Source organism: Streptomyces sp. NPDC059895 (genome assembly GCF_042731035.1).
Taxonomy (GTDB): Bacteria; Actinomycetota; Actinomycetes; order Streptomycetales; family Streptomycetaceae; genus Streptomyces.
Genome location: NZ_JBHWKO010000015.1, coordinates 15,443 through 31,550, shown reverse-complemented (window position 1 = coordinate 31,550; position 16,108 = coordinate 15,443). Strand labels below are relative to the sequence as shown.

16 protein-coding genes and 3 pseudogenes are annotated in these 16,108 nt (G+C 71.6%); 16 read left to right on the top strand and 3 right to left on the bottom strand.

All coding sequences use genetic code 11. The features are described from left to right. Nucleotides 1–85 precede the first annotated feature (85 nt). From ACFV9M_RS19150 to ACFV9M_RS19125, 6 genes are all read left to right on the top strand, one after another. The gene (locus ACFV9M_RS19150; RefSeq protein WP_385070653.1) at nucleotides 86–1,054 is read left to right on the top strand and encodes a cytochrome P450; all 969 of its coding nucleotides are present in this window, start codon (nucleotides 86–88) and stop codon (nucleotides 1,052–1,054) included. Further along, entirely contained in the window at nucleotides 1,047–2,117 is a 1,071-nt protein-coding gene (gene pdhA / locus ACFV9M_RS19145; protein ID WP_385070656.1) for a pyruvate dehydrogenase (acetyl-transferring) E1 component subunit alpha, read from the top strand. Before ACFV9M_RS19150 ends, pdhA begins: the two co-directional genes overlap by 8 nt. Nucleotides 2,118–2,120: 3 nt before the next feature. After that, a complete protein-coding gene (locus tag ACFV9M_RS19140) occupies nucleotides 2,121–3,104 on the top strand; it encodes an alpha-ketoacid dehydrogenase subunit beta (RefSeq protein ID WP_385070658.1) in 984 nt (327 codons plus the stop codon). Next, complete coding sequence (locus ACFV9M_RS19135) at nucleotides 3,097–4,449, top strand: dihydrolipoamide acetyltransferase family protein (RefSeq protein WP_385070660.1); 1,353 nt, start codon at nucleotides 3,097–3,099, stop codon at nucleotides 4,447–4,449. The genes ACFV9M_RS19140 and ACFV9M_RS19135 overlap by 8 nt, the downstream gene beginning before the upstream one ends. 73 nt (nucleotides 4,450–4,522) lie before the next feature. Then, entirely contained in the window at nucleotides 4,523–4,996 is a 474-nt protein-coding gene (locus ACFV9M_RS19130) for an aminotransferase class I/II-fold pyridoxal phosphate-dependent enzyme (RefSeq protein WP_385070662.1), read from the top strand. A 39-nt stretch (nucleotides 4,997–5,035) separates the two neighbouring features. Further along, entirely contained in the window at nucleotides 5,036–6,196 is a 1,161-nt protein-coding gene (locus tag ACFV9M_RS19125; protein ID WP_385070665.1) for an acyl-CoA dehydrogenase family protein, read from the top strand. Nucleotides 6,197–6,264: 68 nt separating this feature from the next. On the opposite strand, the gene ACFV9M_RS19120 is transcribed toward ACFV9M_RS19125, so the two are convergent. Continuing rightward, nucleotides 6,265–6,639 (bottom strand): winged helix-turn-helix transcriptional regulator, encoded by a 375-nt coding sequence (locus ACFV9M_RS19120; protein ID WP_385070668.1) that lies wholly within the window; start codon nucleotides 6,637–6,639, stop codon nucleotides 6,265–6,267. A 77-nt stretch (nucleotides 6,640–6,716) separates the two neighbouring features. On the opposite strand from ACFV9M_RS19120, the gene ACFV9M_RS19115 reads away from it, so the two are divergent. Further along, complete coding sequence (locus ACFV9M_RS19115; protein WP_385070671.1) at nucleotides 6,717–7,127, top strand: RidA family protein; 411 nt, start codon at nucleotides 6,717–6,719, stop codon at nucleotides 7,125–7,127. Nucleotides 7,128–7,677: 550 nt separating this feature from the next. On the opposite strand, the gene ACFV9M_RS19110 is transcribed toward ACFV9M_RS19115, so the two are convergent. Next, the gene (locus tag ACFV9M_RS19110; RefSeq protein WP_385070674.1) at nucleotides 7,678–8,454 is read right to left on the bottom strand and encodes an IclR family transcriptional regulator; all 777 of its coding nucleotides are present in this window, start codon (nucleotides 8,452–8,454) and stop codon (nucleotides 7,678–7,680) included. A 69-nt stretch (nucleotides 8,455–8,523) separates the two neighbouring features. Here ACFV9M_RS19110 and ACFV9M_RS19105 point away from each other — a divergent pair, with 69 nt between their 5' ends. The 9 genes and pseudogenes from ACFV9M_RS19105 to ACFV9M_RS19065 all read left to right on the top strand — a co-directional run. Further along, nucleotides 8,524–9,684 carry a cupin domain-containing protein gene (locus ACFV9M_RS19105; RefSeq protein ID WP_385070677.1) on the top strand — a complete coding sequence of 387 codons (1,161 nt, stop codon included), beginning with the start codon at nucleotides 8,524–8,526 and terminating at the stop codon, nucleotides 9,682–9,684. A 2-nt stretch (nucleotides 9,685–9,686) separates the two neighbouring features. Then, nucleotides 9,687–10,514: a fumarylacetoacetate hydrolase family protein gene (locus tag ACFV9M_RS19100; RefSeq protein WP_385070680.1), complete on the top strand. Its 828-nt coding sequence runs from the start codon at nucleotides 9,687–9,689 to the stop codon at nucleotides 10,512–10,514. Then, the gene (locus ACFV9M_RS19095) at nucleotides 10,511–11,146 is read left to right on the top strand and encodes a maleylpyruvate isomerase N-terminal domain-containing protein (RefSeq protein WP_385070683.1); all 636 of its coding nucleotides are present in this window, start codon (nucleotides 10,511–10,513) and stop codon (nucleotides 11,144–11,146) included. Before ACFV9M_RS19100 ends, ACFV9M_RS19095 begins: the two co-directional genes overlap by 4 nt. Before the next feature lie 12 nt (nucleotides 11,147–11,158). Continuing rightward, entirely contained in the window at nucleotides 11,159–12,427 is a 1,269-nt protein-coding gene (locus tag ACFV9M_RS19090; protein WP_385070685.1) for an FAD-dependent monooxygenase, read from the top strand. Further along, nucleotides 12,424–12,635 (top strand): annotated as a pseudogene (locus ACFV9M_RS19085) (3-oxoadipyl-CoA thiolase); the annotation flags it as partial. The gene ACFV9M_RS19090 and the pseudogene ACFV9M_RS19085, both read left to right, overlap by 4 nt. Nucleotides 12,636–12,649: 14 nt before the next feature. After that, the gene (locus ACFV9M_RS19080) at nucleotides 12,650–12,811 is read left to right on the top strand and encodes a hypothetical protein (RefSeq protein ID WP_385070688.1); all 162 of its coding nucleotides are present in this window, start codon (nucleotides 12,650–12,652) and stop codon (nucleotides 12,809–12,811) included. Between the two features lie 81 nt (nucleotides 12,812–12,892). Then, nucleotides 12,893–13,501, top strand: a complete 609-nt coding sequence (locus tag ACFV9M_RS19075) for a TetR/AcrR family transcriptional regulator (protein ID WP_385070691.1) — start codon at nucleotides 12,893–12,895, stop codon at nucleotides 13,499–13,501. A gap of 438 nt (nucleotides 13,502–13,939) precedes the next feature. Then, nucleotides 13,940–14,227: pseudogene (locus tag ACFV9M_RS19070) on the top strand (MBL fold metallo-hydrolase); the annotation flags it as partial. Nucleotides 14,228–14,375: 148 nt separating this feature from the next. Next, a pseudogene (locus ACFV9M_RS19065) lies at nucleotides 14,376–14,919 on the top strand (SDR family oxidoreductase); the annotation flags it as partial. Nucleotides 14,920–15,012: 93 nt separating this feature from the next. Here the strand turns inward: ACFV9M_RS19065 and ACFV9M_RS19060 are convergent. Continuing rightward, nucleotides 15,013–15,909 (bottom strand): LysR family transcriptional regulator, encoded by an 897-nt coding sequence (locus ACFV9M_RS19060; RefSeq protein ID WP_385070693.1) that lies wholly within the window; start codon nucleotides 15,907–15,909, stop codon nucleotides 15,013–15,015. Nucleotides 15,910–16,108 lie beyond the last annotated feature (199 nt).

Below are 16,108 nucleotides of genomic sequence, written 5' to 3'. Positions count from 1 at the left end.
TGACCGCTGATGGCCGACCCGCGGGTGGGCAACACGCGCCCACCCGCGGCCGCACCGGTATCCCCACTCTTCATGGGAGCACATCATGGATCTGTCCCATCCGCTGTTCACCCTCGACCCGTTCGCCGCCGACGCCCGAGCGGAAGCTCAGCGGCTGCTTGAGGCCGGACCCGTCGTACCGGTCGACGTGGTCGGTGTGCCCGTCTGGGCGGTCACCCGCCACGCCGTCGCCCAACAGATTGTCGAGGACCCGAGCTTCTCGATGAACTCCGGCAACCGGGGAGCCCTGCAGCGCGGTGAGGTCCCCGCAGGCCGGCCCCTGATGGAGATCATCACCACCGCGCTCTTCGACACCACCGAACAGCCGACGCAGGTGACCGCCACCGAGGAGGCGCTCCACAGCTTCATGGCCGAACCGGCCGCGAGCAAGGCCGCCGATCCTGGCGACGACCTCACCTCCATACCGGTCGAACACCACACCAGCGGTTCCATCACCCACGACGAACTCGTCGACACCCTCATGCTCATGCTGACCGCCGGACACCAGACGACCACCAACTTCTTCACCGACTCCCTCCTCGCTCTCATGACCCACCCCGAGCAGCTGGGGCGGGTGCGTGCCGGCGAGGTGTCGTGGCAGTCGTTGACCGAATCGGTGCCGGCCTGGGACTCGCCGGTCGACCAGGGCGCGTTCCGGTACCCGGCGCAGGACATCGAGATCGGGGGAGTGCTGATCCGCGCCGGCGAGCCGGTGATGACGTCGTACGTGTCTCTGGGGCATGACCCCGCCCAACACGGTCCGCTTGCCGCGTCGTTCGGCGTCACGCGTGACACCCGTCACCTGTCCTTCGGGCACGGCCCGCACCTCTGCGTGGGCGCGCCGCTGGCCCGCCTCGAGGCGCACATAGCGCTCCCGGCGTTCTTCGACCGCTTCGACGCCGAACTGGCCGTCCCCAGGGACGAGGTCGAACCGGTCCACTCGCTGGCACTCAACGGCGTCCGTGCCGTTCCCGCCATCATCCGGCCGCGCCAAGAGGCTGTGGCTGGTGGCTGACTTCGATCCGCAGCCGGTCGCCCTCATCACCCCCGAGGGCCTGCCGGTGGACCACCCGCAGTTCGACGTCACGCTGTCATCGGAGGAACTGACCGAACTGTACGAGTGGATGGTCGTCACCCGCGCCGTGGACGCGGAGTTCGTCAACCTCCAGCGGCAGGGGCAGCTGGCCCTGTACCCCTCGTGCAGGGGACAGGAAGCGGCCCAGGTCGGCTGCGCCGCCGCCCTGCGCCGCGACGACTGGCTCTTCCCGCAGTACCGCGAGCTCGGGCTGTTCCTGATGCGCGGGATTCCCGCCTCCGCGGTCGGTGCGGTGTGGCGCGGTACCTGGCACGGCGGCTGGGGCTTTCCCGAGCACGCCTGCGCGGCGATGTCCATCCCCATTGGCACGCACGCCCTGCACGCCGTCGGCGCGGCCATGGCGGCGCCCAGGCTCGGCGAGGACTCCCTGACCGTCGCTTTCATCGGGGACGGCGCGACGAGTGAGGGAGACGTGCACGAGGCGCTGAACTTCGCCGCCGTGACGGCGGCACCGTGTGTGTTCTACATCCAGAACAACCAGTGGGCGATCTCCGTGCCCCTCTCCGAGCAGACACGGGCCCCCTCCCTCGCGCACAAGGCCGTCGGTTACGGCATGCCGGGGGTACGGGTTGACGGAAACGACGTCCTCGCCTGCCGGGCGGTGACCGAACAGGCCGCCGCTCGGGCCAGGTCGGGCGGCGGACCGACCCTCATCGAGGCGGTCACCTACCGGCTCGCTCCCCACACCACCTCCGACGACCCGACCCGGTACCGCACACAGGACGAGGTCGACCACTGGGAGCGGCTCGACCCACTGCCCCGCTACCGGCGCCACCTTACCCACCGGGGCCTGTGGCACGAGGAGGTTGAGGACCGTGCCCGGGACAGGGCGGCCCGGATGTGCGCCGAGCTGCGGGACGGCGTGTTCGACGCTCCCGACGTGCCGCCCACCGAGTTGTTCGCCCACGTACTGCACGAGCCGACGAAGGACCTGCTGGAGCAGTCCGGACAGCTGCTCGCCGAACTGTCCCGGAAGGAGTGAGCCGTGGCGGCGACCATGGTGGAAGCGATCAACACGGCGCTGCGCGAGGCCATGGCCGAGGACGAGCGAGTCGTCGTCTTCGGCCAGGACGTGGCTCGCCAGGGCGGAGTCTTCCGGGTGACCGAGGGCCTCGCCGAGCGGTTCGGCCCCCAGCGCTGCTTCGACACACCGCTCGCCGAGTCGGCGATCGTCGGAGTGGCCCTGGGCATGGCACTGCGGGGACTGCGTCCGGTGCCCGAGATCCAGTTCGACGGGTTCACCTATCCCGCACTGGACCAGATCGTCAGCCACCTGGCCAAGTACCGCAACCGCACCCGCGGCCGGCTCTCGGTGCCCGTGACACTGCGCGTCCCGTCCTTCGGCGGCATCGGCGCGGTGGAGCACCACTCGGAGTCCACCGAGACGTTCTGGGCGCACACGGCGGGGCTGCGGGTGGTGACGCCCGCCACGGCTGCGGACGCCCATGCCCTGCTCCGGCAGTCCATCGACTGTGACGACCCGGTGATCTTCCTGGAGCCCAAGCGGCGCTACTGGCAGAGCGGTGACGCGACGGACGAAGCGCCTGCGGCGGGCTTGGAGCACGCACTGGTCCGCCGCAGCGGTACGGACGTCACGGTGGTCGCCTACGGCGGCACCGTCGGCACCGCGCTCGACGCCGCGGAGACCGCCCGGCGCGAGCACGGCTGGGAGCTGGAAGTGGTCGACCTGCGCTCCCTGGCCCCCCTCGACTTCCCTACGATCGCCGCCTCGGTGTCCCGCACCGGGCGCTGCGTCGTCCTGCACGAGGGCCCGCGCACCCTGGGACTGGGAGCGGAGATCGCGGCCAGGGTGCAGGAGGAACTGTTCTGGGACCTGGAGGCCCCCGTGCTGCGGGTCACGGGATTCGACACTCCGTATCCGCCCGCACGATGGGAGAAGGCATGGCTTCCGGGCGTCGACCGGTTGCTCGACAGCATCGACCGGTCCTTCGGGTACGGCCATGACTGACGCCGCGGATCGCACGGTCCGGGAGTTCCTCGTGCCCGACCTGGGGGAGGGGCTGCTCGACGCGACCATCGTCGAATGGCTGGTGGTGCCGGGGGACACCGTCACCGTCAACCAGCCGCTGTGCGTCCTGGAGACAGCCAAGGCCGAGGTGGAGATCCCGTCCCCGTACGCCGGGACCGTCGTGGAACGGCGCGGCGAGTGCGGACAGACCCTGCCGGTGGGCACACCGCTGATCTTCATCGACAGCGGGGCGCCCGCAGGCACCGGCAGGGGGCTGGGCGTCCCTGAGGACCCAGGTGCGGCCACGAGTGCCGGGCCGGACACGGCCGTCGGCGCGGTCAGCGCCGACCGTACCGGCGCTGATGCGGGACCGGTGCTCGTCGGATACGGCACGCGTGCAGGGACGGACACCGGGCTGCGCGCGGTCCGCAGACGCCCCGCTCCCCGCCGTTCGCCGTCCATCGTGCCGACCGACACCGGGCGCCCCCGCGCCAAGCCGCCCGTACGGCATCTCGCCCGCAGGCTCGGGGTGGACCTGGCCGCGCTGGGCGCCGGCTCGGGTCCGGAGGGCACCATCACCCGCACGGACGTCCACGCGGCGGCGGCTTCCCTCACCACGGGGACCGCCGGGGGCGGTGGGAGCGACTCCGGGACACGTTCGATCCCCGTGCGCGGCGTCCGCGCACGCACGGCAGCACACATGGAGCGTGCACGCCGGGAGATCCCGGATGCCCACTGCTCCCTCGTCGTCGACTTCTCCCGCCTGCTTGTCCTGCGCGACGGGCTGCGCGCGCAGGACGCCGAGCACGCCGCCACGCCCTTCGCCCTCCTGCTGCGGCTCCTGACGCTCACTCTGCGCGAACACCCCAGGCTCAACGCCACGTATGTCCAGGACGGCCCCGAGGTCCGTACGTACGACGCAGTGCACCTGGGCATCGGCGCGGCCACACCGCGCGGCCTGGTCGTGCCCGTGGTGCGCGACGCCCAGGACCTGTCGACTGTGCGGCTCGCCCAGGAGGTGGCGCGGCTGGCGGACGGGGCGCGCGTGGGCACACTCACCCCCCGCGAGCTGACCGGCTCCACCTTCACGGTCTCCAATTTCGGCGCACTCGGCCTGGACGAGGGCGTGCCGGTCGTCAACCACCCCGAGGCGGCGATCCTCGGCGTGGGGTCCATCCGTCCCCGCCCCCACGTCGTGGACGGCGACCGGCTCGCTGTACGGCCCACTGCGAAGCTCACCTGCGCGTTCGACCACCGGGTGTGTGATGGCGCCGAGGCCGCGGCCTTCCTCACCGCACTGGGCGCACTCGTGGAGGACCCCGGCACCATCCTGCTGCGGCTGTGAGCGGGCACCCCTCGCACTCACTCCCTGTCCACACCTCCTGACTCCCCGCACCCGAGGAAAGGACACCACCACAGTGCCGTCGGCACAGCCCCTGCCGCCCACGGGCCCGCGCCTGCGCAGGGCCGATCGCATCCAGAACTTCCGCCCGTCCGTCTTCACCGAGACCCGCGAGCTCGCCGAGCGGTACGGTGCGATCGACCTGGGCCAGGGGGCACCCGGACTGAGCGCCCCCCGCGCGCTTCTGGACGACGCCATGGCGGCCATCGCCGACGGGCACAACCAGTACCCGCCCGCAGCGGGCCTGGCCGAGTCGCGGCGGGCGATCGCGGACAGCCGGTTGCGTCGCTCCGGAATCCGTTACGACGCCGACCGCGAGGTCGTCGTCACCGCCGGAGCGACCGAGGCCGTCACAGCGGCCCTGCCGGCACTGTGCAACCCCGGGGACGAGGTGCTCACCCTTGACCCCTGCTACGACGCCTGCGAAGCCGCCGCCTCGCTGGCGGGCGCCCGGCTCGTCGCCGTCCCGCTGGCGACGTGGCAGGCCTGATCCGCGTACGAACCCCCTCACCTAAGGACCGACGAAACCATGGACCATCGCCTCACCCCCGAGCACGAGGAACTACGCCGCACGGTCGCCGAGTTCGCCCAGGACGTGGTGGCCCCGAAGATCGGGGATCTGTACGAGCGCCATGAGTTCCCGTACGAGATCGTGCGGGAGATGGGGCGGATGGGGCTGTTCGGGCTGCCGTTCCCACAGGAGTACGGCGGGATGGGCGGGGACTACCTGGCCCTGGGGATCGCGTTGGAGGAGCTGGCGCGGGTGGACTCCTCGGTGGCGATCACGCTGGAGGCGGGTGTCTCGCTGGGTGCGATGCCGGTGTTCCGGTTCGGGACGGAGGAGCAGAAGCGGCAGTGGCTGCCGCGGTTGTGCGCGGGGGAGATGCTGGGGGCGTTCGGGCTGACGGAGCCGGAGTGCGGTTCGGATGCGGGCGGGACGCGGACGACGGCGGTGCGGGACGAGGCGACGGGTGAGTGGGTGATCAACGGGTCGAAGTGCTTCATCACCAACTCGGGTACGGACATCACGGGTCTGGTGACGGTGACGGCGGTGACGGGTCGCAAGCCGGACGGGCGGCCGCTGATCTCGTCGATCATCGTGCCGTCGGGGACGCCGGGCTTCACGGTGGCGGCGCCGTACTCAAAGGTGGGCTGGAACGCGTCGGACACGCGTGGGCTGTCGTTCTCGGACGTGCGGGTGCCGGGTGGGAATCTGCTGGGTGAGGAGGGGCGTGGGTACGCGCAGTTCCTGCGGATTCTGGACGAGGGGCGGGTGGCGATCGCGGCGCTGGCGACGGGATTGGCGCAGGGGTGTGTGGACGAGTCGGTGAAGTACGCGGGTGAGCGTCGCGCGTTCGGGCGCCCGATCGGTGACTACCAGGCGATCCAGTTCAAGATCGCGGACATGGGGATGCGGGCCCACATGGCGCGGGTGGGCTGGCGGGACGCGGCGTCGCGGTTGGTGCGGGGGGAGTCGTTCAAGAAGGAGGCGGCGGTGGCGAAGCTGTACTCCTCGACGGTGGCGGTGGACAACGCGCGTGAGGCGACGCAGATCCATGGTGGGTACGGGTTCATGAACGAGTACCCGGTGGCGCGGATGTGGCGGGACTCCAAGATCCTGGAGATCGGCGAGGGCACGAGCGAGGTCCAGCGCATGCTGATCGCGAGGGAACTGGGCCTCCCGGCCTGAGTTCTCGCAGGCCGCAGTGCAAGGTCGCCGCAACGCTCTCTTGCACCTCGGCCGAAGCGGGAGAAGGGTCAGAGTCCTGCTTCTTCTTCCGTTGCGTCGAAGGCTGCGCGTGCGCGTGTGATGGCGGGCAGGTTCTCCGAAGCCCACGCCAGCAGCACGTCGATGGGAGGCCGAAGAGTCTTGCCGAGTGGCGTGATCCGATACCTGACCGCCACCGGGCGGGTGGAGACGACCTCGCGCTCGATCACGCCGTTTCGTTCGAGTCGCCGAAGTGTCGTGGTCAGCGACTTCTGTGTGACCTGGGGGACGGCTCGGCGTAGTTCGTTGAAGCGGCACGGGCGCTCGCAGAGCTCGTTGAGGACGCTGAGCGACCACTTGTCGAGGACCTGGTCGAGCAGTTCGCGGTGCGGGGCGTCGATGCGGAGTTCGTCCTCGGTATCCATGGCGAAACCTGGTCTCGTTGAAGTGTGCTTTTCCTACTAGGTAGCTTACGGATACCTAGTTCGAAGGGGAAGCAGTCATGACTGTTCAGCACTTCACGCCGGAAGGCATGCTCCAGCCGGTCCCGTACCACCACGTGGCCGTGGGTACAGGGACGCGGCACGTCCACGTCAGCGGGCAGATCGCACGCCAGGCCGACGGGACTCCGGTCGCTCCCGGCGAGCTGGCCGGGCAGGTCGCCCAGGCACTGCGTAACACCTCCGCCGGGTTGGCGGGCGCGGGCGCGTCATTCGCGGACGTGCTGCGCCTGACGTTTTACGTAACCCGGTGGAGCCCGGAGAAGATCGGTGACTTCATGGCCGGCGTGGAAGCCGTTGCCGATGAGATCGGGCTCCGGATCCCTATGCCGCCGGCGTCCCTGATCGGGGTCGACTACCTCTTCGAGCCGGATGTGCTCGTCGAGGTCGAAGCAACCGCGCTGCTCGGCTGATTCTGACGCAGATGCCTTCCAGGTTCGTCTTGACGCGGTTGCCCTGAAAGGGGAGGCGGTGGGCGGCCGATCGTCGCCGGCGGACGTGCAGCGTCACTACTGCGGCAGCCCTGCGCGCAGGCACCCGCCCCCCGGCTACGCGCTGAAGTATCAGGTGAGACGGAGAGTCGAGGCCGAGGCCACCCAGAAGTTCAGCTCCCGAGCCGAGCACCTTGCTGCTGAAGAATGGGACGGTGCCCGACAATGGGGCCTGCCAGGCCGGGTCGACTGGTCGCGGTCACCGGTTCGGCCCAGTGAAGTCGCCAGGCGCCGCTGTCCACCGTGCTGCTCAGAGACACCACAAGGAGTCAGAGACACCACGAGGAGAAGGCAGTGGTGATCGACTGGAGATCGGGGTTCAGGCAGTCCAACTCTCTCTCGCCTCATCACGCGGGCCCCTCAGCGCACCGTCCCATGACTCCGGGCTGAGCCGGGGACGCACCAAGGCGCCTCGTGGCGCACATGCGGCGTGGCCCGGGCCGGAGAAGTCCGCGAGGTCGGCTGGACTGCATCAGGGCTGGTCGGCCAAGTCCCTCTGGAGGGCGTGCGCCGCGGCCTCCAGCGTGGCGACCAGGGGGCGCAGGTGCTGCGGGTCGTAGCGAACGCTGGGCATCGAGACGGAGAGGCCGGCCAGCGCGGTGCCGTCCCGGTCGCGCACCGGGACGCCGACGGCGACGAGACCGCGTTCGGACCGCTCCCTGTTGACCGCGAAGCCGTTGCGGCGCAGGCGCCGCAGCTCCGTCCGCAGCCGCGCGAGGTCGGGGCGGTCGGCCGGGCGGTCGAGGTAGCGCTCGGGGGCGTAGACCTCCTCGACTTCCCCGTCGGCCAGGTCGGCGAGCAGCAGGAGTCCCGCCGTGGTGCGGTGGGCCGGGAAGACCATGCCCTCCCGGGAGCCGACCCGCAGGGCCTGCCGGGACTCGACGCTGGCGATGAACCGCACCGTGTCCCCGGTGCGCACGATCAGGTTCGTCGTCTCGTCGAGGAGATCGACGACCCGATGCAGGTGGGGAAGGGCCACCGTGCGCAGCCGTGACGCGAGGGACTGGGAGTGGGCGGCCAGCTCCAGCACCGGACCGGCGCGATAGACCCGGTCCTCGCCCCGCACGGCGAAGTCCCGGTAGACGAGCATCGCCAGGATGCGGTGGGCCGTCGACCGGGCGACACCCAGGCGCTCCGCCAACTGCGCCACGGTCGCGCCGCCCTCCATCTGCAGGATGGCCGCCGTCCGCAGCGCGTGGTCCACGCTGGCGATCGGATAGGGCGGCGGCGTCTTCAGCGGCTTGTCCATCGTGGGCCTCCGAATTCTGCTGTCCAGAATCTCCATGTTCTCTCAGCAGACACGCTGCACGCTGGCCCTGTGACTGAGTCCTTCCTCACCCAAGACATCGCTACGGGCTCCCCGGTCCGGCTTCAAGCCGTCGCCGCGGAGGGGCAGCCCGAGGTCACCCCGGCGCTCGAGGAGCTGTACCGGGGGTTCGAGCAGGAACTGCTCGTCCCGCTGTGGACCGAGATCGGCGACCTGATGCCGGCCCACCCGCGCTCGCGCGCCGTGCCGCATCTGTGGCGCTGGGAGAAGCTGCGAGAGCTGGCGGCGCAGGCCGGGGAGCTGGTCCCCGTCGGCCGGGGCGGGGAGCGCCGCGCCATCGCGCTGGCCAATCCCTCCCTCGGCGGCCGCCCCTTCGCCACGCCGACGCTGTGGGCGGCCATCCAGTACCTGATGCCCGGCGAGGACGCCCCCGAGCACCGCCACACCCAGCACGCCTTCCGGTTCGTCGTCGAGGGCGCGGGCGTGTGGACGGTCGTCGGCGGCGACCCGGTGCCCATGAACCGCGGTGACTTCCTCCCGCAGGCGGGCTGGAACTGGCACGCCCACCACAACGCGACCTCCGAGCCGATGGCTTGGATCGACGGCCTGGACATCCCCTTCCAGTACGTCACCGAGGCGCAGTTCTTCGAGTTCGGCCGCGACGAGATCAGCGACGCCGAGCGGATCACCCCCGAACGGTCGCGCTCCGAGCGGCTGTGGGGCCACCCGGGCCTGCGCCCGCTGTCCGCCGCCCCCGCCACGCCGGGCAGCCCGCTGCTGTCGTACAAGTGGGAGTACACCGACGCCGCGCTGGCCGACCAGCTGCTGCTGGAGAAGGAGGGCTTCGGCGGCACCGTCGAGCCCGGTCACGCCGCGGTGCGCTACACCAACCCGCACGACGGCTCCGACGTGCTGCCGACGATCCGCGCCGAGTTCCACCGCGTCGCCCGGGGCGCCGAGACCGCACCGGTGCGCGAGACCGGCTCGTCGGTCTACCAGGTCTTCGACGGCTCCGGCGTGGTGACCGTCGCCGGCACGTCCTGGACGGTGACCCGCGGCGACCTGTTCGTCGTCCCCTCCTGGGAGCCGTTCTCCGTCAGGTCCGAGGCCGGCGGCACCGACTCCGACTCCGGCGGCCTCGACCTGTTCCGCTTCTCCGACGCGCCCGTCTTCGAGGCGCTCAAGCTCCACCGCACCCAGAAGGACGCCTGACCATGAAGCTCGCCACCCTCCGCACCACCGACGGCACCCGGGCGGTCCGCCTCGACGGCGAGGTCCTCGTCGACCTCGGCTACCCCGACCTGGGCGCGCTGTTCGCCGAGGACGGCTGGCAGGACAAGGCCGCCGCCGCGACCGGCACCACCCACCCGGTCGAGGGCGCCGACTTCGCGCCGGTCGTCCCCAACCCCTCCAAGGTCGTCTGCGTCGGCCACAACTACACCAACCACATCAAGGAGATGGGCCGGGACCTACCGGACTACCCGACCCTCTTCCCCAAGTTCGCCGAGACCCTGATCGGCGCGAACGACGACATCGTCAAGCCGGCCGAGACCGAGGCGCTCGACTGGGAGGTCGAGCTGGCCGTCGTGATCGGCAAGCGGGTGCGCCGCGCCGACGAGCAGCGGGCCGCCGACGCCATCGCCGGCTTCACCGTCATGAACGACATCTCGCTGCGCGACTGGCAGTTCCGCACCATCGAGTGGACCCAGGGCAAGATCTGGGAGGCCACCACCCCGGTCGGCCCCTACGTCGTCACCCCCGACGAGGTCGGCGGCGTCCGCCCCGCCCTCGAGGTGAGGACGACCGTCGACGGCCAGGTCATGCAGCAGGACGACACCGGCACGCTGCTGTTCGACCCGGTCTCCCTGGTGCAGTACATCTCCACCGCCATCACCCTGAACCCGGGCGACCTCATCGCTACCGGCACCCCGGCCGGCGTGGGCAACGCCCGTGACCCCAAGATCTTCCTGCTGCCCGGCCAGACCGTGGTCACAGAGATCACCGGGCTGGGCGCCTGCACCAACAAGGTGGTCGGGGCATGACCACCGTCGCACGGACCTTCACCGAGGCGCTCGCCTGGGCCCGCACCGGCACCGAGCTCCTGCTCGACGCCGTCGCGAACCTCGACGAGGCCGCCTTCTCGGCCCCCAGCGCGCTGCCCGAGTGGACGCGCAAGCACCTGGTGGCACACGTCGCCGCCAACGCCGATGCCCTGGGCAACCTGGTGCACTGGGCGGCCACCGGCGAGGAGAGGCCGATGTACGCCTCCGTCGAGGAGCGCGCCGCCGGCATCGCCAAGGGCCCCACCCTGTCGGCCGACGAGCTGCGCTCCTGGCTGACCGGATCCGCGCAGCGGCTCGCCGAGCAACTGAACCGGCTCACCGACGAGCAGTGGCAGCACAGGGTCGTCACCGCCCAGGGCCGCACCGTCCCCGCCACCGAGCTGCCGTGGATGCGCGCCCGCGAGGTGTGCGTCCACGCCGTCGACCTCGGCACCGGCGCCGTCACCTTCGCCGGCCTGCCGAGGGGTTTCCTGGCCGCCCTGGTCGAGGAGATCCGCGCCAAGCGCGGGCTGACCGAGCTGCCCGACGGCCCGCTGCCCGAGGTCGCCGCCTGGCTGGCCGGCCGGCCCCATTCGCTCGCCGACGCCCCCGAACTCGGCCCGTGGCTCTGAGAGGTGAGTCCCATGTCCCAACCTGATGTGATCGTCGTCGGCGGCGGCATCGGCGGTCTCGGCGCGGCGTTCTCGCTGATCCGCCAGGGCCTCGCCGTTCGCCTGCTGGAGAGCGCCCCCGCCTTCGGCGAGGTCGGCGCCGGCATCCAGCTCGCCCCCAACTGCACCCGCATCCTCGACGACTACGGCCTTCTGGACGAGGCGAAGAGTCTCGGCGTCGTCCCGGACGCGATGGTCATGCGCGACGCCGTCGACGGCGACGAGCTCACCCGGATCGACCTGCGCGACCTGGAGAAGCGCTACGGCTACCCGTACCTGGTCATCCACCGCAGCGACCTGCACGGCCTGCTGCTGCGCGCCTGTCGGCGCGCCGGTGTCGAGCTGGTCAACGACGCTCGGGTGATGTCGTACGAGAACACCGACGGCGGCGCCCGCGTGACCCTCGCGTCCGGTGAGACCCACGAGGCCGGCCTCGTGATCGCGGCCGACGGCCTGCACTCCGTCGCCCGCAAGCTGTTCGTCGACGACCAGCCCGTCTCCTCGGCGTACGTCGCCTACCGCGGCACCGTCCCCGCCGAGCAGCCGCGGGTGCGGTCCGTCGACCTCGGCGAGGTCGTGGTGTACGTCGGCCCCGCCTGCCACTTCGTCCACTACGGGCTGCGCGGCGGCGAACTGCTCAACCAGGTCGCCGTCTTCGAGTCGCCCAAGGCCCTGGACGGCCGGGAGGACTGGGGCACGCCCGACGAGCTCGACGCCGCCTTCGCCGGGACCTGCGACTTCGTCAAGGACGGCCTGCCGTTCATGTGGCGCGACAAGTGGTGGCGGATGTTCGACCGCGACCCGATCATGAACTGGGTCCATGGCCGGATCGCACTGCTCGGTGACTCCGCGCACCCGCCGCTGCAGTACATCGCGCAGGGCGCGATCATGGCCATCGAGGACGGCTGGGTGCTGGGCGAGCACGTCTCCCGCACCCGCGCCGCGGACGGCACGGTCGACTGGAGCGCCGCGCTCGCCGCGTACGAGGCCGTCCGTCCGGAGCACTGCCGCCGGGTACTGACCACCTCCCGCACGTGGGGCGAGCTGTGGCACCTCGAGGGTCTCGCACGCGAGCAGCGCAACGTGCTGCTGCGCGCCCGCGACACCTACGACTACTCCTTCACCGACTGGCTGTACGGCCCCACCGCGCTGACGCCGGACGAGGAGCCGGAGATGTTCACACCGATCCCACTGGCCTCGGTGGCCGTCGCGGAAGCGGTGACGGCGGGTGGCACGGCATGAGCGGCGCGTACCTCTACGCCGCGGCCCGCACCCCGTTCGGCAGGTGCAACGGCGGCCTGGCCGAGTGCGCCCCGACGACCTCGCCGCCACCGCGCTGACCGGCCTGCTCGCGAAGGCCCCGGACCTCGACCGCGCCGCGATCGGCGACGTGGTCCGGGGCAACGCCAACAGCGCCGGCGAGGACGACCGCAACGTCGGCCGTGTGGCCGATCCCCCAAGCTGGTGGACGCCTGCACGTACCCGCTGACCGGCGCCGGCCGCGCCCTCGTCCACACCGACCACGGCGTCTTCGAGCCCGGCCAGGACGGGGTGCGCGTGCGTGAGACGTACGGGATCACGGTGGCCGAGCCGAGGGAGCGGCTCGCCGTCGACCTGCTCGGCTGAGCCGGGGCCACGCTTTACAGTCCGGCAGACCACCATGCGGTGTGTACGGCAGGCGTGCGGCGGCGCGTTAGGATCCCCGGCATGGCGAACCTTCGGCAGGCACAGAAGCAGATGACGCGTCGGCTGCTGCTGGAGTCGGGTCTGGAGCTGTTCACGGCGAAGGGCTACGCCGCCACCAAGGTCGACGACATCGCGACCGCCGCGGGCACCACCCGGGTGACCTTCTACGCCTACTTCCCCTCCCGCAGCGATCTCATGAAGGCGCTCATCGACGAGCGGCTCAACGAGGCGCTGCGGCGCGTCCGTTCGCCCGAGCACGGCTCCACGGCCCAGGACCTGGTCGCCACCGTGGCCGACGGGACGCCGGAGTCGATCTCGGAGTGGCTGCGACGCACCGCCGACAGCTGGCCGGAGATCCGGCCGATCATCCGCGTGGGCCGGGACGCCGCGGCGGTCGATCCGGAACTGCGTGACCTGGTGGAACGATGGCTGGAGGAGGCCATCAGCGACATCGAGGACGGCCTGACGGCGGCCGGGCGCCTCGCGCCCCACCAGCGCCGCTTCAGGGGGGTGCTGGCGATGGCGGAGCTGGACTATGTCGCCCAGCACTGGGGCGACGCCGACTGGAAGCTCGACCACGAGCAGATGCTCGACGAGCTGAGCGCGAGCTGGGTCCGGCTGCTGACCTGATCCGGCGCGGGCGGCGGCCGCACCGCTCGGCCGCCGCGTCGCGCAGCAGTTCCCGCGGCCGGGCGGCGAAGTGCCGGACGGGCAGCTCGCCGAGGCCGGCGGGCGGGCGGCGACACCCGCCGTTCTGCCGGCCGGCCAGGCGGCGGCGCGGCGCCGGCGCGTCGTGAACAGCACCACCGTCAACACCGTCCTGGGCCCCGTGCCGGCCGGGGAGTTGGGTGTCGTCTCGGTCCACGAGGCGCTGCTGTCGGTGCTCCCGGGCGCGGAGCACGGAGGCCGGCGTGGCGGCGACGGTGGGCCGGTACGAGGGCGCCGGCCACGGGTTCGTCCAGCACTTCTCCTGGATCCCCGAGTACCACCGGGTTTTCACCGAGACCCGTGACTTCCTCACCCGGCACTGAGCGGGCCCTGATCGCGCACAAGTTCGGAAAGAGGGCCATGACACACGACGTCACCGTCCACCCCCTGGTCTCGCCGTGGGGCCGGTTCGGTCTGTACAGCTTCTTCATCGACGCGCCCGAGCCGGCGATCGTCGACACCGGGATCGCCACCTCGCCCGCCGAGGGCATGGCCCCCGCGCTGGAGGCGATCGGGCGCCGTATCGAGGACGTGCGCTGGATCCTGCTGACACACGGTCACATCGACCACGTCGGCGGTGCGCACGCCCTGTGGGAACGCACCGGCCGGCGGGCGCAGGTGGTGATCCACGAGGCCGACGCACCGATGCTCCGCTCCCGGCGGGCGCACGTGGACGACTACCGCGCCGGACGCGGTCGCTACCTCCGCGACCCCGACGGCGAGGCAAAGGTGGCGGCGGCCGCGCACGCCGTCGTCTCCGGGGAGATGGAGCCCACCCTGCCCGTCAAGGGCGGGGCTCGATGCCCTGGCCGACCGCGTGAAGGGCGAACTCGGCACGATCGACGGCCTGTTCGTCAACGCCGGCATCGCGGCCCTCACACCCTTCGAGTCGACGACCGAGGAGGTGTACGACGAACTGTTCGCGATCAACGTCAAGGGCGCCTACTTCACTGTGCAGAAGCTCGCCCCGCTGCTGAGCCCGGGCGCCGGCGTCGTCCTCACCACCTCGGTCGCCAATGTCATCGGCATGCTCGAGACCAGTGTCTACGCGGCCGGCAAAGCGGCTGCGCTCGATGGCCCGCAGCCTCTCCCGTGAACTGCTTCCGCGCCGCATTCGTGTCAACGCGGTCAGTCCCGGTCCCATCGACACGGGAGTGCTGGACCTCACGATGACCCCGGAGGCTGCCGAGCGGTTCAAGGCGCAGCGAGTCGCGGACAATCCCATGCGGCGTTTCGGCACCCCCGACGAGATCGCCAGGGCGGCGGCGTTCCTTGCCTTCGACGCCACTTACACCACCGGCGCCGAGCTCGCCGTGGACGGAGGCGTCACCCAGCTCTGAGCCCGTCCTGCCGTGCTGTCGCGGGCTCGCACGGCATTCCGGAACGCCGTTCGGCAGAAAGGAATGCAGCGGCGCCCGCTTCCTTCCCGGCCGTCAGGACACCGCTGAAAGGGAGGCCGACTCGGACCAGGTCTCCTGACGCAGGAGTTCCAGCAGGGCCATCGCCGCCGGGCCCGCGCCGTGCCGCACCACCGCGATGACGGGCTGGGCCACGACCGGGAACACCGGGCGAACGAGGTGCTCGTGACCGTGGGGCACCGCGGAGGCCGGCACGAGCGTCACCCCCAGCCCGTCGGCCGCCCAGCGCACGGCCGTCGCCGTCTGGGACACCCGGGCGGCCGTCGTCGGGGTCGGATCGTGGTCCCGCAGCACGTGCAGCAGCATGCCGTCGAGCGCGCTGTCGCGGTCGAACCTCACCCACGGCTCCCCCTCCAGTCCCCGCAGCTCGACCCGGTCCGCGGCGAGCTGCTGGCGCCCGGCGCCCAGCACCACGACGAACTCCTCGTCGCCGAGGTGGTGGGCGTCGGCGGGGCTCCGCTCGCACGCCGCCATCAGGGCGAGGTCCAGCGTGCCCCGGCGGCACAGCCGCTCCAGCTCGGCGGAGCTCGGCTCCTCGAAGACGGTGACCTCCAGCCGCGGGAAGCGGCGGCGCAGCGCGCCCAGCGCGCTCGGCAGCTGCCGCGTGCCGAAGCCCATCTGCACCGCGACCGCCAGCTCGCCCACCAGCTCATCGGCACCGGCCCGCGCCGTCGCCCTCGCCTGCCGCGCCGCCCTCACCGCGACCTCCGCCTCCCGCAGGAACGCGCGACCGACCACGGTGGGCACCAGTCCGGTCGGCGTGCGGGCGAACAGTTCCACACCGAGTTCCCGCTCCAGGCCGCGGATCTGCTGGGACACCGACGGCTGAGCGACGTGCAGCAGCTCCGCCGCCGCCGTCACCGAGCCCTCCTCGGCAACGGCCAGGGCGTACTCGAACTGGTGAAGACTCATCGGCTCCCGTTCCCTCCCCGCGGCGGCCCTCGGTCCACCCCGTTGTGATCGTGGACAACCCGGTTCCGCCGGCGGAGATTCCCGTAGGGCACGGCCCGAGCCGATCCGCTCTCCTCGCCGTGGCGGCATCCGCCGCCGCGTGCCCGACCGCGACGGCGTGAGGTGCGACCGCGGCGGGGTTCCTGCTCGCTCACGTCGG